This window comes from Aquirufa aurantiipilula, from assembly GCF_019923745.1.
Lineage (GTDB): Bacteria > Bacteroidota > Bacteroidia > Cytophagales > Spirosomataceae > Aquirufa > Aquirufa aurantiipilula.
This window is the reverse complement of sequence record NZ_JAANOG010000004.1, coordinates 262676-282446: the sequence shown is the minus strand read 5'-3', so window position 1 is coordinate 282446 and position 19771 is coordinate 262676. Positions and strand designations below refer to the sequence as shown.

General features: G+C 37.3%; 18 protein-coding genes and 1 tRNA gene. 6 read left to right on the top strand and 13 right to left on the bottom strand.

The window, feature by feature from the left end; genetic code table 11:
- Positions 1-347: 347 nt before the first annotated feature.
- The 6 genes from ilvC to lhgO all read right to left on the bottom strand — a co-directional run bounded on the left by ilvC (position 348) and on the right by lhgO (position 8648).
- Positions 348-1391 (bottom strand): ketol-acid reductoisomerase, encoded by a 1044-nt coding sequence (ilvC, locus tag G9H60_RS06415; RefSeq protein ID WP_223143248.1) that lies wholly within the window; start codon positions 1389-1391, stop codon positions 348-350.
- A 47-nt stretch (positions 1392-1438) separates the two neighbouring features.
- Positions 1439-1972, bottom strand: coding sequence for an acetolactate synthase small subunit (ilvN, locus tag G9H60_RS06410; RefSeq protein WP_109323693.1), 534 nt, complete (start codon positions 1970-1972; stop codon positions 1439-1441).
- Positions 1973-1979: 7 nt separating this feature from the next.
- The gene (gene ilvB / locus G9H60_RS06405; RefSeq protein WP_223143247.1) at positions 1980-3722 is read right to left on the bottom strand and encodes a biosynthetic-type acetolactate synthase large subunit; all 1743 of its coding nucleotides are present in this window, start codon (positions 3720-3722) and stop codon (positions 1980-1982) included.
- An 89-nt stretch (positions 3723-3811) separates the two neighbouring features.
- Positions 3812-5488: a dihydroxy-acid dehydratase gene (ilvD, locus tag G9H60_RS06400; RefSeq protein WP_223143246.1), complete on the bottom strand. Its 1677-nt coding sequence runs from the start codon at positions 5486-5488 to the stop codon at positions 3812-3814.
- A 119-nt stretch (positions 5489-5607) separates the two neighbouring features.
- Positions 5608-7371: an ABC transporter ATP-binding protein gene (locus G9H60_RS06395; protein WP_223143245.1), complete on the bottom strand. Its 1764-nt coding sequence runs from the start codon at positions 7369-7371 to the stop codon at positions 5608-5610.
- Between the two features lie 77 nt (positions 7372-7448).
- A complete protein-coding gene (gene lhgO, locus G9H60_RS06390; RefSeq protein WP_223143244.1) occupies positions 7449-8648 on the bottom strand; it encodes an L-2-hydroxyglutarate oxidase in 1200 nt (399 codons plus the stop codon).
- 403 nt (positions 8649-9051) lie between these two features.
- Here lhgO and G9H60_RS06385 point away from each other — a divergent pair, with 403 nt between their 5' ends.
- The 3 genes from G9H60_RS06385 to G9H60_RS06375 all read left to right on the top strand — a co-directional run bounded on the left by G9H60_RS06385 (position 9052) and on the right by G9H60_RS06375 (position 11057).
- Positions 9052-10248: an anhydro-N-acetylmuramic acid kinase gene (locus G9H60_RS06385; protein ID WP_223143243.1), complete on the top strand. Its 1197-nt coding sequence runs from the start codon at positions 9052-9054 to the stop codon at positions 10246-10248.
- Between the two features lie 8 nt (positions 10249-10256).
- Positions 10257-10973 (top strand): RluA family pseudouridine synthase, encoded by a 717-nt coding sequence (locus G9H60_RS06380; RefSeq protein WP_223143242.1) that lies wholly within the window; start codon positions 10257-10259, stop codon positions 10971-10973.
- Positions 10974-10985: 12 nt separating this feature from the next.
- Positions 10986-11057 (top strand) — tRNA-Arg (locus tag G9H60_RS06375).
- Positions 11058-11162: 105 nt separating this feature from the next.
- On the opposite strand, the gene G9H60_RS06370 is transcribed toward G9H60_RS06375, so the two are convergent.
- From G9H60_RS06370 to G9H60_RS06340, 7 genes are all read right to left on the bottom strand, one after another.
- Positions 11163-12689, bottom strand: coding sequence for a tyrosine-type recombinase/integrase (locus G9H60_RS06370; protein WP_223143241.1), 1527 nt, complete (start codon positions 12687-12689; stop codon positions 11163-11165).
- A 5-nt stretch (positions 12690-12694) separates the two neighbouring features.
- On the bottom strand, positions 12695-13063 hold the full coding sequence (locus G9H60_RS06365; protein WP_223143240.1) for a hypothetical protein: 369 nt from the start codon (positions 13061-13063) through the stop codon (positions 12695-12697).
- A gap of 149 nt (positions 13064-13212) precedes the next feature.
- Complete coding sequence (locus G9H60_RS06360; protein ID WP_223143239.1) at positions 13213-13470, bottom strand: hypothetical protein; 258 nt, start codon at positions 13468-13470, stop codon at positions 13213-13215.
- Positions 13471-13547: 77 nt separating this feature from the next.
- Positions 13548-13775, bottom strand: a complete 228-nt coding sequence (locus G9H60_RS06355) for a hypothetical protein (protein WP_223143238.1) — start codon at positions 13773-13775, stop codon at positions 13548-13550.
- Positions 13776-13838: 63 nt separating this feature from the next.
- Positions 13839-15362, bottom strand: a complete 1524-nt coding sequence (locus tag G9H60_RS06350) for a DNA methyltransferase (RefSeq protein ID WP_223143237.1) — start codon at positions 15360-15362, stop codon at positions 13839-13841.
- Positions 15363-15465: 103 nt separating this feature from the next.
- The gene (locus G9H60_RS06345) at positions 15466-16215 is read right to left on the bottom strand and encodes a hypothetical protein (RefSeq protein WP_223143236.1); all 750 of its coding nucleotides are present in this window, start codon (positions 16213-16215) and stop codon (positions 15466-15468) included.
- 102 nt (positions 16216-16317) lie between these two features.
- A complete protein-coding gene (locus G9H60_RS06340; protein ID WP_223143235.1) occupies positions 16318-17586 on the bottom strand; it encodes a BT4734/BF3469 family protein in 1269 nt (422 codons plus the stop codon).
- A 376-nt stretch (positions 17587-17962) separates the two neighbouring features.
- Here G9H60_RS06340 and G9H60_RS06335 point away from each other — a divergent pair, with 376 nt between their 5' ends.
- The 3 genes from G9H60_RS06335 (at position 17963) to G9H60_RS06325 (ending at position 19757) form a co-directional block, all read left to right on the top strand.
- Positions 17963-18178: a hypothetical protein gene (locus G9H60_RS06335; protein ID WP_223143234.1), complete on the top strand. Its 216-nt coding sequence runs from the start codon at positions 17963-17965 to the stop codon at positions 18176-18178.
- 115 nt (positions 18179-18293) lie between these two features.
- Positions 18294-18911, top strand: a complete 618-nt coding sequence (locus tag G9H60_RS06330; protein WP_223143233.1) for a recombinase family protein — start codon at positions 18294-18296, stop codon at positions 18909-18911.
- Positions 18912-19343: 432 nt separating this feature from the next.
- Positions 19344-19757 carry a hypothetical protein gene (locus G9H60_RS06325; RefSeq protein ID WP_109323737.1) on the top strand — a complete coding sequence of 138 codons (414 nt, stop codon included), beginning with the start codon at positions 19344-19346 and terminating at the stop codon, positions 19755-19757.
- The last annotated feature ends 14 nt before the right edge of the window (positions 19758-19771 follow it).

Below are 19771 nucleotides of genomic sequence, written 5' to 3'. Positions count from 1 at the left end.
TATTATAAAGATTAAAAATCTAAATTATATTAAAAATAAAGTGAAATTACCTTTTAACGCAGCTAAGTATAGAATAAAATTTTATTAAATAAAATCAATTTTATCTACTAAAAATGTATCCATTTTCTTCCTTTGAAATTGTTTATCAGCCTTCTGAGTCTTTAGGCAAATTGAATTATCAAGAACATGATAGAGAAATGACAATAAAAAAGTTTTGAAAATCGTTTAACGCTCAACGCTGTCAAGGTTTCAAACCTTGCCAGCGTTAGGAAAAGGGGAGCGTTATTTGATTTTTTACATAAAAAAAGGGGCAATGAATTGCCCCTTTTTTATTTAACTCGTATAAACTAGCTACGCTCAGGACGAAGGCTACGTACCGCAGCACCAGCTCTCCACATTTCTGATTCACGTAACTCAGCTAATTCAGCTTCTAATTTCACTCGGTAATCTGGCTGAGAGTTCAAATCAATTGAACGAGCCGCCTCCGCTTGAGTTTTTACTGAATTGTATAATTTCTCAAATACTGGCTTAGTAGCCTCTTTGAATGGTCTCCACCAATCTAATGCTCCACGTTGAGCGGTAGTAGAACAGTTGGCATACATCCAATCCATTCCATTTTCAGCTACTAATGGCATCAATGATTGAGTCAATTCTTCCACTGTCTCATTGAAAGCTTCAGATGGAGAGTGACCGTTTTCACGCAATACTTCATACTGTGCTGCAAAAATTCCTTGGATAGCTCCCATCAATGTTCCACGCTCACCTGTTAAGTCAGAAGTAACTTCTTTATAGAAATCTGTCTCAAACAAATAACCAGAACCAACACCGATAGCCATAGCGATACATTTTTCACGAGCTTTACCAGTAGCATCTTGATATACAGCAAATGAAGAGTTCAATCCTTTTCCTTCTACGAACAAACGACGAAGTGAAGTACCTGAACCTTTAGGAGCTGCTAAGAATACATCCACATCCGCTGGAGGGATAATTCCTGTTTTCTCTTTGTAAGTAATACCGAATCCGTGAGAGAAGTACAATGACTTACCAGCAGTCAAATATTTCTTCACTGTTGGCCACATTTCAATTTGAGCCGCATCTGAAAGTAAATAACAGATAATCGTTCCTTTTTGAAGCGCTTCTTCAATTTCAAATAAGTTTACACCTGGAACCCAGCCATCAGCAACAGCTTTGTCATAGGTTTTTCCTTTACGTTGACCCACAATCACATTCAAACCATTGTCTTTCATGTTCAATGCTTGACCTGGACCTTGAACTCCATAACCAATAACTGCGATTGTTTGATCAGCCAATACTTGTCTAGCTTTCTCTAATGGAAACTCTTCTCTTGTTACTACATCTTCAACAACCCCACCGAAATTAATCTTTGCCATTTTCGTTTTTGTTTAATTTATATTCTTATCTATTATACTTTCAATTTTTATACAATTTCCCAATTACCTTCTGGTAAATACTCCACTAAACCCTTTTCTGTTTTACCAACAGCTACTCGGCCTGATTTGATATATTCCAATATTTCCCATTGCTTTAAATAAGCATAGAATTCGTTGATTTCCTCTTCAGAACCATTTTTTTCAACCACTACATAATCTAAACCCCAATGAACCACTTTGGCATTCCAATCTAAATTAATGGTTTTTACATCCAGCGCCGGAGAGCCTAAAGGTGTGGCTATTTTAAATAAGGCGATTTCATTAAACACAATTTCATCGTCTAAATAACCAAATACCGCCAGTACATCCGTTATCTTACGAATTTGACGCACCAATTTTTCCACAATCTCTCGATTCTCATTGCGAATCACAATCGTAAAACGAGACACCCCTTTACGCTCTGTTTCTGAAACGGTTAAACACTCAATATTCAGCCTTCTGCGCGTAAATATAATCGTGATACGATTCAATAAACCAATCGTGTTGGTGGTAAATACCGATATAGTGTAAGTTGTTAACATATAATTTCTACTCAAGCATTACTTTAGTCACACAAGCACCTGCAGGCACCATAGGGAATACATTCTCTTCTTTTTCACAGATAATCTCCAATAAATAAGGCTTATTTGAGTTCAATAAGGTATCTAGAGATTCTCCTAAATTATTTCGGTCGCTCACCGTATGCCCATCTATACCAAAGCCTTTGGCAATGGTAATGAAATCAGGGTTTTGTAACTCCACAAAAGAATAACGATTATCAAAAAACATGGATTGCCATTGGCGAACCATACCTAAGAAATTATTATTTAAAATAATGATCTTTACGGGTAAACCACTCTGAGCAATTGTACCCAATTCTTGCAAAGTCATTTGGAAACCACCGTCACCAATTACTGCAATTACTTCACGTTCCGGAACAGCAACTTTGGCTCCAAAAGAAGCTGGCAAAGCAAAACCCATGGTTCCTGCTCCTCCACTTGTTACGATGGAATTATGCTTTTTAAATCGATAGTAACGGTTGGTAATCATTTGATGTTGACCAACGTCTGTAACTACTACCGCTTCTCCTTTCGTCTTGTCAGACAATAAGGCTACGGCCTCTCCCATTTTGATTTGATTACCTTCGTGATATAAATCTTTCTTGGTAATCTTTTCATACTCCTCGTCGTCATATTTCTGAAACTCCGCTCTCCACTCACTATGATCGGCCTTTTTAACAAGAGGTAATAATGCTTTTAAAGCTGCTTTGGCATCACCCACTACAGGAGCATCTGCTTTCACATTTTTATCAATTTCACTTGGATCTACCTCAATGTGTACTACTTTTGCTTGTTTCGCGTAGGTACTTAAATCACCTGTGATACGGTCATCAAAACGCATACCAATGGCAATCAATACATCGCAAGAATTAGTCAAAACATTGGCTCCATAGTTTCCATGCATGCCTGGCCAACCTACAAAAAGTGGATGATCGGCATCCATGGCCGACATTCCCAAGAGGGTTGTTGCAACAGGGATACCTGTCTTCTCAACAAATTCCTTTAATTCATTTTCTGCTTGAGAGATTAACACACCGTGACCAGCCAAAATGTATGGTCGCTTAGCGCCATTAATCAACTTAGCTGCCGCCTCCACATGCTCTTCTTTAGGCTCTAATCTTGGTTTGTAGGAAATAATTGATTCACATTTTTTGTATTGAAAAGGAATCGACATCATTTCTGCTTGAGCAGAACGAGTTATTTCAATTAAAACGGGACCAGGTCTCCCCGTTTCCGCAATATAAAATGCTTTAGCAATAATTTCAGGAATTTCATTTGGATCAACAATCTGATAATTCCATTTGGTGATTGGCATGGACATACCAATTACATCACATTCTTGAAAAGCGTCAGTACCTAATAAATTAGCTCTCACTTGACCAACAATACATACCATAGGCGTTGAATCCAACATGGCATCAGCGATAGGGGTAATTAAATTAGTTGCTCCAGGACCTGAAGTAACTAAACAAACACCGGCCTTATTCAACATACGGGCATAACCTTGAGCGGCATGACCAGCACCTTGTTCGTGGCGAACTAAAATGTGCTTCAATTGATCACGATAATCAAACAAAGCATCGTAGGTAGGCATAATAGCCCCACCTGGATATCCGAAAATGGTACTCACCCCCTGCTCAACCAACGATTGCATAACCGCTTGAGCCCCAGTTTTAAAATTTGAGGATTGAGTTGATGTGGGTTGAGTAGCTTCTATTTGGGTTTTTCCCATGGTAACAATTGGTCTTTATTTTGTTTCAGTTAAATGGTTCGACTAATTTAAGTCATACACATCTAGAAAAAAATTGAAATGGTCATTTTTTACAAATCTGTGACACAACCAAGACTGGCAGATGACACATTTTTGATGTATTTTCTCAAAACGCCAGAAGTATGCTCCGAAACCAATGGTTTCCATAGCTTACGACGTTCTGCCAATTCTTCGTCCGATACGTGTAATATAATCTGATTATCTACCGCATCAATGGTAATTTTATCACCGTCCTTAACCAATCCAATATTTCCTCCTTCTTGCGCCTCTGGTGTCACGTGACCTACAACGAATCCGTGCGTTCCTCCAGAGAAACGTCCATCGGTAATCATTGCCACACTATTTCCTAAACCAGCTCCCATCAAAGCGGAGGTTGGTTTTAACATTTCTGGCATCCCAGGTCCTCCTTTTGGACCTTCATTGCGGATAACAACCACATGACCAGGTTTAATTTCACCTTTTGAAATAAACTCAATCACTTCTTCCTCTCTCTCACACACTTTAGCTGTACCTTCAAAACGCTCTCCTTCTTTTCCGGTAATTTTAGCAACGGCACCTTCCGTGGCTAAGTTGCCGTACAATATTTGCAAGTGACCTGTAGCTTTGATAGGTGTAGCTACTGGATAAATAATTTTTTGTGTTTCAAAATTCAAATCTGGAGCGTCAGCTAAATTCTCCGCCATGGTTTTACCTGTTACGGTTAAACATTCCCCATGTAAGAAACCTTCTTTCCACAGGTATTTCAAAATGGCAGGCATACCACCAATCGCTAGGACATCTTCCATGTAATATTTACCAGAAGGTTTCAAATCAGCTAATAATGGAGTACGATCTGAGATATCTTGAATATCCTTCAAAGTAAATTTGATTCCTGCGGAATGAGCAATGGCCAAATAATGTAAAACGGCATTGGTCGACCCTCCTAAGGCCATCACGACAGTCATAGCATTTTCAAAAGCATGGCGAGTCATGATATCACGGGGACAAATATTTTTCTCCAACAAGACTTTCATGGCTGCACCGATTGCCAAACATTCTTCTTTTTTACCTTCGTGGGTTGCAGGATAGGTAGATGAATTGGGTAATACTAAACCCATAGCCTCCATAGAAGAAGCCATTGTGTTAGCTGTATACATCCCGCCGCAAGCCCCTGGGCCAGGAATGGAATTACGAATAACTCCTTCGTAATCTTCTTCAGAAATGTTACCAGCGAATTTTTTACCTAATGCTTCGAAAGCCGAAACTATATCTAATTTCTCTCCTTTATATAAACCTGATTTGATGGTTCCTCCATAAACAAGCATACCTGGACGGTTCAAACGAGCTAAAGCCATCATTGCTCCTGGCATATTCTTATCGCAACCTACTACCGCAATGACACCGTCATACCACTGTGCTCCCACTACGTTTTCAATGGAATCCGCAATGATATCACGAGATGGCAAGGAATAGCTCATGCCGTCGTTTCCGTTGGTCATTCCATCCGATACACCAATTGTGTGAAAAATTAAACCTACCATGCCGTTCTCCTGTATCCCTTTTTTCACATGGACTGACAAACCATTTAAGTGCATATTACATGGGTTACCTTCATAACCTGTACTTGCAATTCCAATTTGTGCTTTTTGCATGTCCTCAGAAGTCAATCCGATTCCATACAACATCGCCTTAGCTGCAGGGTTTGTAATCTCTTGAGTAAGAGTTTTAGAGAATTTATTTAATGACATAGTCTTTTGGTATGAAATTTTTTCAAACAACAAATATACACAATCCTATTTGTTCGAAACAAAAGATTCCCAAATAATGTATGGGTAATCAAGGAATTGCAAAATTTTTTAAAGGTATCTTACAAGCTTTCGCTGGATTTATTTTCTCCAACTTGTTGACGCCACATAGCATAATACAAACCTTTACTCTCAATAAGCTGTTCATGCGAACCTTGCTCAACAATACGCCCCTTTTCTAACACATAAATTCGTGTGGCATGCATAATCGTTGATAAACGGTGTGCTATCAATATCGTTAAATGTTCTGCTTCTTGAGAGATCGCACGAATGGTCTCTGAGATCTCCTCCTCGGTTAAAGAGTCGAGAGCCGAAGTGGCTTCATCGAAAACCAATAGATTGGGGTCACGCAATAATGCCCGAGCAATGCTCAAACGCTGCTTTTCACCACCAGAAACTTTGACTCCACCCTCTCCGATCAAGGTATCCAAACCTTTGTCGGCCCGTGCCAATAAGGTTTGACAAGCTGCTTTTTCCAAAACTTCCAAACAATGGGCATCTGTTGCATTGGGATTAACAAACAATAAATTTTCACGAATTGAACCTGAAAACAATTGGGTATCCTGAGTCACAAAACCAATTTTCTTTCTCAGTTGGTCGAAATCGATACGCTCCCCTTCCTCGCCATTATAAAATACTTTTCCTTTTTTGGGACGATACAAACCCACCAATAATTTCACCAAGGTGGATTTTCCAGCACCCGACGGGCCAACAAAGGCTATGGTCTCTCCTCCTTTGACATCAAAACTAATATTATTCAAGGCTTCGGAATTGGCCGATTGATGCTGGAAACTAACCTGATCAAATTGTAGGGTTTGAATGGAAGAAATGGCTTTGGGATTCTCTGGTTTCTTTTCTATTGGAATATTCAAAATTTGTTCGAAATTCTGTAAAGACACTTCCGCTTCACGATAAGTATTCACGACATTTCCAATCTCTTGCAAGGGATTGAATAGGAAGAAGGAATAAATATTTAAAGAGTAAAACTGACCGATAGTAATTTGACCTTGGTAAATTAAATAAATCAAAACCACGACCATGAGCATACGTAATAAATTCACGCAGGTACCTTGAACAAATGCCATAGAACGCACATAACGCACCTTCTTCAACTCAAGCAATAAGATTTTTTCAGTAGTCGCATTCAAATGACGAATTTCCTGATCTGCCAAACCTAGGGATTTAACTAACTCGATATTTCGTAATGATTCTGTTGTAGAACCTGCCAAGGCGGTGGATTCTTTGACAATTTGAATTTGTATTGTCTTAATTTTCCGACTAAGCACGGATGAAACAAAAGCGATAAGCGGACCTGTCAACAAAAACAGCGGTAATATCATCCAATGAACAGAAAATGCATATACGGAGATGAAAATCAAGGCTATGACTGATTGAAATAGGATGTTGATACCGACTGTAATTAATTTTTCTACATCGATACGTACCTTTTGTAACTTACCTAATGTTTCGCCTGATCGCTGGTCTTCAAAAGTTTCATAAGGTAATTCCAAAGAATGGCGAATACCATCCGAATAGAGATTTGCTCCTACCTTTTGGGTAACTGTATTGATGACGTAATCTTGGAAATTTTTAGCCACCCGAGAGACGAAAGCAACACCCACAGAAGCTAAGGCTAAAGGCCAAATTGCTTGGATGAATTGATCCATGGTATGTGTATTCGAACGATACACGGCGGCTACATCATCAATGATTTTCCTAAAAATATAAGGATCCATCAATGAAAAAATCTGGTTTGTTGCAGCTAGAGCTAAGGCTCCTACAACACGCCAGCGGTAATGACTTAAATAAGTAAATAATAATTTCATTGAGAATGGTCTAATGGTGAAGGTAATATTCTTGAACGTGTCCAAGTGAATTTGGGTTCCCCTAGCCCCTAAAACTATTAAAATCGAGTTAAGGCCATGCTTGCTACGGTCTTACCAATGGATAAGGAAGAAGTAGCTGCTGGACTAGGTGCATTTAGAATATTGATGATTTTGGCATCTTCAATAATAGAGAAATCATCCAATAAACCTCCATTACGATCACAAGCTTGGGCGCGCACACCAGCACCCCCTTCCACTAAATCTTGCTCTTGAATTTCAGGAATTAACACTTGTAAGGCTTTCGTAAACGCATCTTTAGAGAAGCTACGATACATTTCACCCAATCCAGTTTCCCAATATTTGGCAGCCACTTTTTGAAAACCTGGCCAGGTTAAGGTATTCCAAAGTTCTTTAAAGTCGACCCCTAATTTCTTATATCCTTCTTTTTTAAAGGCCAATACAGCATTGGGTCCAGCTTCCACTCCACCCCGCATCATTCGGGTAAAGTGTACTCCTAAAAATGGGAAGTTAGGGTCTGGCACAGGATAAATAAGGTTTTTAACTAAATATTCTTTCTCTTTTCTTAATTTAAAATACTCTCCTCTAAATGGCACTATTCGTACATCCAAAGGTTCTCTTTGCGATAATTGAGCTACTTCGTCGGAATATAATCCGGCACAATTGATTACTAATTTCGTTTCATATACACCTTTCACCGTTTCTACGATGGAATAGCTGATACCTTTGGTAATACCTATTACTTGTTCATTCAAGTGAATTCTACATCCTGCTTGTTGGATTTTTTCAGCTAATTTAGCCGCAACTACTCGATAATCCACGATACCCGTTTGTGGAACCCACATCCCTTCAACTCCAGTCACATAAGGTTCGTGTTCTTGCATTTCTGCCAAAGAAAGTTTCTTTAATCCCTCCAACCCGTTTTCTTGGCCACGTTGATACAAATTTTCCAATTGACTTCTTTGTTCGTGGGTACTTGCCACGACAATCTTCCCCGTCAACTCATAGGGAATGGATTCACGATCGCAGAAATCAATCAATTGATGGTAACCTTCAATGCAATTTTTGGCTTTTAAGGAGTCTGGTTTATAATACAATCCCGAGTGGATGACGCCAGAATTATTCCCTGTTTGATGCAGGGAAACCATATTTTCTTTTTCAAATAAGGCGATTTGCAAATCGGGTTTTGCTTCCAATAATCGTTGAGCTGTTGCTAAACCAACGATACCACCTCCGACAATAATTACATCTAAAGCCATGAATGTCAAATTGTTTAAAAAATGATACAAATATACAGAATCGGCTTGTGGAATTATCAATTAATTATCACTTGCTTGATAATTAATGTCATCTTTAGAGATGCATTTTTTGTAACTTTGCTGAAGAATTGAAGTTGAATTACTATTTGAATTTCAATTAGAATTCCTGTTAGAATTCATATGGTACACAAGGTTCATATGGTTTCTAAGGGTACTAGAGGTCCTAAGGTTCCTAGAGGTCTTAAGGATCCTTGGGTTCCTAGGGTTCCCAAGAGATTTGACAACTTTTAAAAAGTTGTCAAATCTAAAAGTAGTGAAATACCTAATTAATCAAGCTTCAATTCCAAAAGGATTAAAACACCCAATTACCCATACCTGTTAACATTTTTAAACCATCTAGAAATTGAATCCACAAATAGCCCAATTATTTCAAATTGCTCAAAAGCCAAGTCGGCTGATTCTAGGCTTGATGTCTGGGACTTCTTTGGATGGGTTGGACTTAGCACTTTGTCGATTCACTGGATTTGGACTCAATACCCAAGTGGAATTAGTTCAACATAAAACGATACTTTATTCAGAGGAATTCAAGCAATCGATACGGGAGGTATTTGCTAAAGAACAGATTCATTTTCCTAGCTTATCTACGCTGAATGCACAAATTGGACGTCTTCATGCTCAATATATTTTAGATAGTTTACAAAACTGGGGAATTACTCCTCAAGAAGTCGATGCCATTGCCTCCCACGGTCAAACAGTCATGCACCGTCCGATTCGTTCCGGAAATTTGCCAGACTCAACTTTACAGATTGGTGATGGAGATCATATTGCCCATTTAACAGGTATTATTACTTTGTCAGATTTTAGACAAAAACACATTGCAGGAGGTGGAGAAGGCGCCCCATTAGCCGTTTATGGTGATTATTTTTTATTTTCTAAAAAAGGGGCAAACCGTATTTTATTGAATATTGGAGGAATTGGAAACTTTACTTTTTTGTCTGGTAGCCAAGATCCCAAAGATATTTTAGTTACTGATACCGGACCCGGAAATACGTTGTTGGACGCATTTGTCCGTCAACATTTTCCTGGATTTCATTACGACAAAGATGCACGGCTAGCCCGTCAAGGAATATTGCATATTCCGTTATTGGACTCATTATTGAATTTACCCTTTTTCCAAGAGGCCTTCCCTAAAAGCACTGGGCCTGAATATTTCAATTTAGCTTTATTGAATCAAGTCATTCAAGAAAATGGATATTCCTTAACTCCAGTAGATACTTTAAGAACCTTGACAGAATTAACTGCCCAAAGCATTTCCAAAGCTATGCAAAGTTATATTCCCAATTTTCATTCTCTAGAATGTCAATTAATTGTCAGTGGAGGCGGAAGTAAAAATCCACTATTGATGGAGCGTTTAACCAAGATTAATCCCAACATGAAAGTGAGTGAATCCGACCAACTGGGTATCGCTTCTGAAGCTAAAGAAGCTGTGTTATTTGCTTTGTTGGCGAACGAAACATTGATGGACGATCAAGTAACTTCAAACAGACGATTAGGCGATTCACCTTGGTTAAGTTTAGGAAAAATTAGCCTACCGAACTAAATTTGTCTATGAAATGGAAAATAGAGGACGCTATCCTTTTCGAAAACAGCGATTTTTTTGTCATCAATAAACCTTCTGGAATCTCCACCTTGGATGAACGCAAGGATGTGTTTGCTCCTAACATTTTACGATTGGCCAAGGCCTATTCCGATGATGCACAAGTGGGACACCGTCTTGATAAAGAGACTTCGGGGGCATTGGTGATTGCCAAAAATCCAGAGGCATACCGACATATTTCCATGCAATTTGAACATCGGGAAACGGCCAAACGCTATCACGCCGTGGTAGAAGGTATGCATGATTGGGATGGAATGCTGGTCAATTTACCCATTCTACCTTTGAAAGACGGAATTGTGGTCATAGATCGTGCAAAAGGAAAACATGCCGAAACTTGGTTTCAAACTTTGAAAGTTTATAAAAATTATACTTTGGTGGAATGTATGCCAATTACAGGACGTATGCACCAAATTCGAATTCACTTGGCCTGCTTGAAAGCACCGATTGTGGCTGATTCCATGTACGGCGGTAAGGATATCTTTTTATCGGAATTGAAGAAGAAGTTTCATCTCAAACAAGACACAGAAGAACTCCCTTTAATTCGTCGCGTAGCGCTGCATGCTCATAGTTTGAGTTTCAATTTATTGGATGGTAGCCCTATTGCGGTGGAAGCCCCTTACCCGAAAGATTTCGGAGTGCTTGTTAAACAGTTGGAGAAGTTTTCGTAATTTTAACCCCTTGGCTCCGTAGTTCAATGGATAGAATGTAGGTTTCCGGTACCTAAGATGCAGGTTCGATTCCTGCCGGGGCTACAAAATGACCTCTGGTCAACCAAAAAGGACATTTCGCAATGAGATGTCCTTTTGTATTTTAGGTGAAAAGGGAACTTGTGAAGCAGATTTGTGTAGCAAATGAATCTAAAGTTCAAAGCTGTCCTCGAAGACCTTGATTGCCTTGTCAGCAAATTTCTGTGGAAACTGCTTCAAATACCCTTGTGTTTGTTGAACCGTTGCATGACCAAGGGCAAAAGAAATCTCTTCAATTGAAGCACCACTCTCTAACATGTGGTAAGCAAATGAATGGCGACTAACATGACTTGAAAGTTCCTTAATACCCAAATCTCTTCCGATTCTTCGCAATTTTGAGTTATACCGGGAACGACCTCTTGTCAGTAGTTTTATTTGGTCTCGGTTCAACCTTTTCTTGTCAAAAATCTTCAAATCTTTAAATTCCTCATAAGGGAGATAATCAAATACATGTCCTGGTTCTTTCTCCCCCATGATTTCACACATTGAGTAGGCAACCATTGACTCCATTCTACGGATTAAACCATCTATAATCATTACCTCCTCACAGTAATCACCAAACTTGTTTCTTTTAAGATGGTTGTTAAGATTGACAACGTCCAAGACCGTCAAAGAACCGAAATCCTTGTCGGTATGGATATTGAGTAATGTTTCTAATTCTATCACGCTTAGATTTAACTGACCAATTGGATTTAATTCCAAGGCTTGTTGAAATTCCTTTGGGTAAAAGTAAGAGAGTAACTTCGCAGATTTGAAGGAGAAAGGAACAGATAACAAATCATCGTTCTTTTGAATAATCAATTCAAGTCGTCCATCTACGAAATGTTTAAAGTTCATTAGCAGAATATCTGATACACGAAGACCTGAGGTAAAAAATTGAAATAGGAACTGATACTTCCCTTCCATTGTCTTAATTCTCTTTTTACCATCCATCTCCTGATAGTTGATAATCTTATCTATTTCATCCTTTTTCAACATGCGAGACTTTATCTTCTCCAGGTTCTTTTTTGGTACTTGGATAATGTAATGGTCCGTCTTTATCGTCTCAAGGTGCGGATGATGTTGATTAAACTTCCTGACAAGAGTTTGGATTACCACAATGTAGTTGAACCTCGTGTTGTTTTTCTTTGTAGCGGTTGGGTCCTTAATTCGATTGGTTTGCTTTGCAATGAATATTGCATACTCATAGATAAAGTCAAACCGACGCAAAATTTCAATTGGAAGTCTATCTAAGTTGTAGCGGTCCTTGATGAAGAGAACCATAGAATTGACGATGGTGGTGTACTTGTTTTGGGTTGCGATAGAATCGTAATCCTTTACCAGTATCTCCCTGCAGAACTCAATAAAACATATCTCTTTCTCAGCAACTAACGTTGGTGTTTGGTAGTCAAATTTCTTCTGCGTTTTAATTTTTTGACTGAATTGGTTTTTTAACATTTGAATCCTACTGTTGATTAGAATGTAATCCACCTCTTCGTTCACCTTAACTTTTTCATTGTTCCCATCCCAAAGTTTAACCGGTATTTTATAACCAATTGACTTTCTTGATACGGGTGTTCTATCATCGAAAATACTTTCAATGATGGTTCCTGTGTTCTTGTCTTTTTGAGACTTTCTTAATGAAAAAAACTGGTACATGACTCTTACTTAATTATTTTAAATCCATCGCCTATGAACTCCTCAATGAATACATTACTTACCTTAACTTGAACGAAGCTGTACTTCAACCTCTTGTAGGCAAAGTATCGTTTTACCCCATCTACAATCAGGTTATTTTGATTGACTTCTATTGGTTCTAATACTTCCCCATTTTCTATTTTTTGACAGAAAAATAGGATGTCATTCAGTTTACAATGGTGTCCTTTTTTAATGTGAAGCTCTTTAATAGAAATTCTTGAAGTACCTTGATTGTAACCAAGGTTTGACTGGAGACCACCTGGTTGGATGGCCTCCTTCAAATCCACTAAAACTTCATTATTTGTTTTCACTTTATGTCCTTTAATTGGAGGCAATATTTAATACAAAAAGGACATTCAATGCAATGATAAGCCTTTTCTGTATTTTCAACTGCATTGGCTTTTACCAGCTTTTCTTAATTAAAACTCAATAAATAACTATTACATTCCAAGTCCCTTTAATTTCATATTGGTACTTCAAATTGTCATTTAACATTTTTGTGATGTACCATTTTGGGAGATTTTTTGATAACATAGTACAAAGGGTGATTTCTGTATTCAAGTACCATCCTATCATATAATTTCATTTGTTTCTCCCAATCTTCATCACTAAAGAATCGACCTCGTTTCTCCAAAAATCCTCTATTTGTTTCTAAAAAGATTTTTAACTTAAAATCAAATCCTCTCTTCTCAAGTTGTTCTTTGACTAATCGTTTGTCTTTGTTAAAATTTTGTGATTTCATATACTATTTTTTGAAACTTTAATGAGAGATTAAACACCTGTAAATCCCAATTTTTCTCTTTTATCTGCCGTTAATAATTAGTCCACGGAGACATCATACCACATATCAAAAGTCAAATCATTAATAGATTCATGTGCTTTCACTTGAGGCTCAGGAATAAGTTCATCAAATCTTACACCCAAAAGAGACTCCAATTCATCAATTCTCTCAGAGGGGTCAGAAGATTCAAACTCAAAATCATCCGATACATCAACTTGTGTGTAACAAAAAATGGAAAATGAGCACACAGCGGTAACTTTTTTCATAATTTAAAATTTAAATTGTTTAGCGGAGTTTGAAATTTATACACTCCAAGGTTGGCACTATCTTTATGCGGCAATCGATAATTCGATTTTCGCTTGTTCTCTTTCTTCAAGACGCTTTGTAAGACGTTTATTACAAAAATCAATTGACTCATGGTCAACGTCCCAGCCGAACCCATTTCTACCATTTAAAATTGCCGATTCCAGTCCCGAACCACTGCCTACGAATAAATCCCCTACATTTTCACCCGGATTACTATACCCAAGGATGAATTTCTCATAAATGTTAACAGATGTTGGGGCCTGGTGATAAAATTCATCTTCCACATCCGCGTATTCTGACTTTTGAAATACAGACTCAATAAAGACATTAGTAATTGATGACTCAGGAGAAGCCATTGAATAACCTTTACCTCCCGTAGTTCTTGAAGAACCAGGAATCACTTTGAATTCTCCGATTGAAGAGGGTCTTGTAACGTCATTGAATAGCGTTTCATTTGCAGGTTTTAAACCTGCTACGATGATGGTTTCTTTTGAATTCAGAAATCTTGCCACGTGAGGTGTAGCCTTTTGATTTGTCTTCACAAATGTGTTTACATCATGGATATACCACCCATCCTCAGCAAGTGCAGTTTCTAATTTGGTACAAACACCTTGATAACCATCTCTGTAAGTCTCACCAATGATAATCACAATCACTCCATTTGGAAGCAACTTTCTTTTAGCTCCTTGATAAAACTTAACCTCGTTCTTAATGTAATCAGCCAAGGTTTCTTCCTGACCATGGATAAAATAATCAGGTTGATTTCTGTATTCACGAAGCTGAAAATATGGTGGTGATTGGATGAACATTCTCATACTTCCATCAGGGATATTTGATAGGTCAAATGACGAAGTGTTGAACAAATGAAAGCTGACGTCATTTACTTTTCCTTCATAGTCTCTACGTTTTCTCTCCTCGATTTTAGATTCTTTCTTAATCTTATCTTCAAGTAAATCATGTGCTTTTGAGATGGTAAATAGTCCATTTTCCAATCCAGCCATAATTCCTACCTTATTCCCTGGATTCTCATCTTCAAACCATTTGATTTCCATTAACTTTCTTAATGTTGATGCACAAATTGAAAGGTCTAGCAAGTGGCAAACCAACTCCCATCTCCCTTTACCAATAAGTCCATAATGTTCATCCTTGTCGATAAAATCAAAACCCATTAAATCTCTTTTCTTACCTTGAGATTTCCCGATAAGTCCTAACATATGCTCTCCATAATGCATCATCTCACTGTATGACATTTTGGTTCGCTGATTACTGGTTAATCTGATTTTTACCACATCCTCATCAGGAATGTTAATGTGCAGACATTGCAAAGTTTTCAATCCTAAGGATTTCGCAACTTCCAATCTGACGATTCCGTCTGTAACATAAAAGGTATCTCCAACAAGATTACCAAGTAGTGGTGTAAACTGACCCAATCGATTCATGGTGTATTCGATGTGGTCCTTCTTTTTTGGTTTCACAAATTGCTCAAGCAAAGGGTGAATTTTGATATTATCGACTTCGATAACTTCAACATTAATTACATTTTTCATGCGTTAAAATTTAATTGTTAATAAATCTGATTAAAAGTTGGTAAAATATTTTGTCAACCATATTTGGGTCTTAAAAAACGGACTTTCATCCGTCTCGTTTTTTTTAATTCTTTCCTGTGTTAAGATATGTTTGATAGTAGTTATCCCACAACTCAAACCTTAACGCTGTTTTGATGAACTCGTTCTTGTCACTAAGTTTGAACTCAAAAACCCACGTCTTACCATCAATTGATGCAACATGGTCAGCTCTAACTGCTCTGGCAAACTTTTGTAATTGTTTCCAATCCGTTACTTGTTCAGCTTCAGTCATAAAGTAGTCTTTAAGTACTTTTTTCATGGAAAACTCTAAACCCAATTTTCCTTTCAGGCCAAATGTCTTCGAGACCTTGATGAACTTGTTACCGTCATCATCAATCCAGTTTAGTTTAACCAAGTCATATTCATCACCGTTAGCCTTTTTGGTAATCGTTTGATAGCAATCAGGTTTAAGAACCATTGTTAGTCGTCTTACGCGAATCTTCTTTTCTTCAATTACTTGAAATATTTCTTCCGGTGACATCGAAGACTCAGCATCCTTGAATTCAAGTTTCGATGTGTAAAAATTCAAAACATCTTGAACCAGTCTATCACGTTCAGCAAACACCTTCTTTCTGAACCCATCTAAAATATTAGCGGAGAACTTACCTGACTCGTATGCAGAAATCATTTGAGGTAATGTCATACCTTCAATTTCATCAGCGGGAAATGCCATGAATGACTTCCCATTAATGAAGTCTAATGTTGCCAAATCCTCTGTCAACATCTTAAGGTTTTTATTCTTTAGCTCCTTATTATCCGAATCCTTATTTTTCATTCCCTTGTAATTTTTTACAAATGTATATGAAGTTTTATTTTCATACAAATTATTTTGTCAACTTTTTTCTTCTTGTAATTTAAACGAAGGCCAAATGTGCCACTATTCAATTGAATCGTTGATTTCGTCTATAATTTTTTTTATGTCATGAAGGTCCGTATCCATGTGTTTTATGATAGTTCCCCGGTGAATTCCTGAATATTTGGATATACTTGACTTGGAAATGGGGATACCTTTGGCTTCCATCTCCTCAATTGTGGCCCTAATTTTCAGCTTGCTTTCGTTCTCTTTTAGGATACCTCGAATCTTACCAGAAACCTTACGTTTGTTAAATGTCGCATCGCAATCCTTGTTGTAATGGATACGTTTTAAGACCGGCTTGACCTTTGAGTTTCCAAGGAATGTTGCACCATTAAATACGGTATCAAATAAACCCATCAGTTCACGCAGCTCCATCTTCTTATTACCGGTATATTCCTCATTCACATGATATAGATATGACAAGAGCAAATGTTTATCGGCAACTGGGTTAAGGAATAGTAGCTTGTGAATCATACTGGTAAACGTCTTATGTTTTAAAGTATCTTTAATTAGATATTGAAAACGTATCTCAACGTAATTAACTTCATTATAATCTACTACTGGATTCTTTACATTTACTGGTGTTTCCAGTATCAATTGCTCTAAAACTTCCTTGATTGGAATAGGTATAAATGGTTCTTGAGGTGCACAATGGATACGTATCATTGTAGTTTTAGGTTTTTTTTCTTCCAACCGGCACTTATCTTCCTTATTCCTGCCCTTTTTAAATAATTCCACCGGTATGTCTAATTCATTCTCATAGTTATAGAATAAATCAGGGTCTGAAGATATAAACATAGCACGTGCAATACCGCCAGCATTGGTATCTATCTTCTCATTAACCAATATGTTATCAATTATGTATTGTCGAGCAATAAGGAAGTCATTCTCGTTTTTGAGAATATTGGTCACCTTGAAGAAGATAGAAATCCCACCTCCACTACATGATATACAAATAAGAGAAGCGATATGACCATATTCTTCAATGAACCGGTCTTTAAGTTTTTGAGAATTGGGATAATCATCAATATCAAAGTAGATATATGATGATGGTGCAATTAGATTATAGTCCGATTCTTTTAGATTCCGAATCCTTACCAAACAATTGGGTGTAATGTAAGGTAAATAACTCTTAGGGGTTGAATAATCCATTCCGGTCCTTCTAAGTTCTCGAACCTTTTCGATTTTAAGTTTCTCAGGATTATTCTTTATCAATCTTACCAGTGTAGGTAAGTCGATGTGTCTTTTTGGGTAAATGTTTTTAATACCACCATTGAAATAAGAAAACATGTAAATAAAAATCCCCCATTATTTCACCGGTAGTGGACGGTTACTTTAATGAGGGGGAGTACTCTAAATCTTTATGGTATCAATCAGCTCCACTACAAACTAATTCTTACCGTTTTAATAAATATATCGAAAATGGATAAAAAAGGGAAGGCTTCAATGCTAAGGAATTGCTAAGAAATCTAACCCCACTTCCTGTAATTTAAAGGAGGTTTTTGTCGTACAGGATGTAGGTGTAACTTCTAATAGACAAAAAATATAATACTTGGGATATTTGTATCATCATCCACAATTTTAGTACACTAAAAGAAAGGATTTCACCGTAAATTGGCTAGGTGGGAATTGACCCATGTTCGAAGCTCAATCCATTTTAAAAAAAATGACAAAAAATGACATTTCCTCAGATGAATATTCACCGGCAAAAGGTACAATTACTTCATTATCCCAACTAACCAAAGAGCAGTTTCATGAATTGATGACAGGCAAACATCCATCGGCAAAGAAATACCGGGATTATGCAAAGAAGGAGTTCGATTACATGATGAAGTCTTACCAATCCCTTAACGACTTCTTCAATCATAACTCAAAAACATAATATTAGAGTATACCTTGAAATGTGAAGCTCTCACATGTAGAAATTGAACAAAAAATGCAGCATTCTAGCGTATTAAGGCATAATTTTAGGGTTATAACACCATAAGTCTAATATTATGAAAAAACTAAGTATTCTATATGTTCGTACCAGTTCGATTGACCAAAACTTAGATAGACAACGAGTTCAAGAGGCCAACTACGATAAGGTAATAGAGGACAAAATCTCAGGAGCGGTTGCATTATTTGAAAGACCCGGTGGAAAGGAACTATTCAAACTAATCTCAATGGATTTGGTAGGTTCTGTATCCTTTTGGCAAATCGACCGCTGCGGTCGTGACCTGAAGGGAATTGTTGATTTTCTTCATTTTATGGTCGAGAGGAAAATACCAGTTCATTTTATTGAGCAAGGTCTATCAACTCTTAACCATGATGGAACTGAGAATCCAATTTCAAAGATGTGTATTGCCATGATGTCTGTAATAGCGGAAATGAATCGTAACATGATTAAGTCGGCACAGAAAGAAGGAATTGAATTGGCAAAACTGAAAGGCAACGTATTTTTAGGAAGAAAACATGGTACCAGCGAAGACCCGCTAAAATTCTTATCCAAGTCAAAAAATAGACGTGCAATGGAATTACTTAAGAAGAACTACAAATCTGTTGAAATATCAAAGATTACTGGTCTTCATATCAATACGATTACAAAGGTCAAAAAATTGATGTTGGTAATGTAAATGAAATGAATCATATGTGGTGTGGTTGCCGAGACCCAAAGGATATTTGTACCTATCCTGGTAACATGAACTATAAAAGGGGTGCCCATACGGAGTCCCTGCTGGAGGTCCTGGAGGAAGTCCCTAAACCGGCCCTCCCTTATATATGAAATACCTTCGTTTTTAGACCCCGGTCAATTCCCCGTTTAAAATCCGGCCCAAATTTTAGTGGAAATTGGAAATGTCTACCCGCTAAAACCTTACAAACACCTTTTAAGGTGAAAACCCATTTTAAAAATTTTGGCATTTTTTCCGGTATTTATAGTAAAGAACATTTATGAAAAATACCATCAAGAATAAGACTATTTCGAAGAAAATCATTCTCTCAGAATCCCAATTTGAGCGTTTATCTCAGAACATAATAAACGAATTGAAAGTAAAGAATACACGAAAATGAGATTACAAGGATTTACTCAGATAGAAGACAATTTTGATAGCGAGAATTTGTCAAAATTAAAGGTCTTGAATATAACATTTACTAACCCTGATGCCTCGCATACAATTGGAAACCTTGGACTTCTAAAGGAGGTTAAGTTCTATGAAGCGTTATTCTACAAAGTATTGGAAGAACTAAAACTGGAAGAAAATGACTTGGTAGCAATTACAAGTACCTCGTTGAAAGAACTTATTTTTAATCTATCGATAATTTCAGCAATCCAAAATCAACACATTGAATTTGTTAATGAAAACATGTTCTATACCGGTCCACTCAGAAGGAATATTCATTTAAGTGATGAAGACTTCGAATTCAATCTCGAGGACTACGACTTAGACAATTTGGATGAAAGTCGACACTTGAATAGGTAAATTAATTTGTGCTT

Bases quoted from the DNA above. Each gene is read 5' to 3' on its own strand.
- ilvC (WP_223143248.1), bottom strand. From the start codon at position 1,391: ATGGCAAAGATTAATTTCGGTGGGGTTGTTGAAGATGTAGTAACAAGA.
- ilvN (WP_109323693.1), bottom strand. From the start codon at position 1,972: ATGTTAACAACTTACACTATATCGGTATTTACCACCAACACGATTGGT.
- ilvB (WP_223143247.1), bottom strand. From the start codon at position 3,722: ATGGGAAAAACCCAAATAGAAGCTACTCAACCCACATCAACTCAATCC.
- ilvD (WP_223143246.1), bottom strand. From the start codon at position 5,488: ATGTCATTAAATAAATTCTCTAAAACTCTTACTCAAGAGATTACAAAC.
- G9H60_RS06395 (WP_223143245.1), bottom strand. From the start codon at position 7,371: ATGAAATTATTATTTACTTATTTAAGTCATTACCGCTGGCGTGTTGTA.
- lhgO (WP_223143244.1), bottom strand. From the start codon at position 8,648: ATGGCTTTAGATGTAATTATTGTCGGAGGTGGTATCGTTGGTTTAGCA.
- G9H60_RS06380 (WP_223143242.1), top strand. From the start codon at position 10,257: ATGAAATGGAAAATAGAGGACGCTATCCTTTTCGAAAACAGCGATTTT.
- G9H60_RS06370 (WP_223143241.1), bottom strand. From the start codon at position 12,689: ATGTACCAGTTTTTTTCATTAAGAAAGTCTCAAAAAGACAAGAACACA.
- G9H60_RS06360 (WP_223143239.1), bottom strand. From the start codon at position 13,470: ATGAAATCACAAAATTTTAACAAAGACAAACGATTAGTCAAAGAACAA.
- G9H60_RS06355 (WP_223143238.1), bottom strand. From the start codon at position 13,775: ATGAAAAAAGTTACCGCTGTGTGCTCATTTTCCATTTTTTGTTACACA.
- G9H60_RS06350 (WP_223143237.1), bottom strand. From the start codon at position 15,362: ATGAAAAATGTAATTAATGTTGAAGTTATCGAAGTCGATAATATCAAA.
- G9H60_RS06345 (WP_223143236.1), bottom strand. From the start codon at position 16,215: ATGAAAAATAAGGATTCGGATAATAAGGAGCTAAAGAATAAAAACCTT.
- G9H60_RS06340 (WP_223143235.1), bottom strand. From the start codon at position 17,586: ATGTTTTCTTATTTCAATGGTGGTATTAAAAACATTTACCCAAAAAGA.
- G9H60_RS06335 (WP_223143234.1), top strand. From the start codon at position 17,963: ATGACAAAAAATGACATTTCCTCAGATGAATATTCACCGGCAAAAGGT.
- G9H60_RS06330 (WP_223143233.1), top strand. From the start codon at position 18,294: ATGAAAAAACTAAGTATTCTATATGTTCGTACCAGTTCGATTGACCAA.
- G9H60_RS06325 (WP_109323737.1), top strand. From the start codon at position 19,344: ATGAGATTACAAGGATTTACTCAGATAGAAGACAATTTTGATAGCGAG.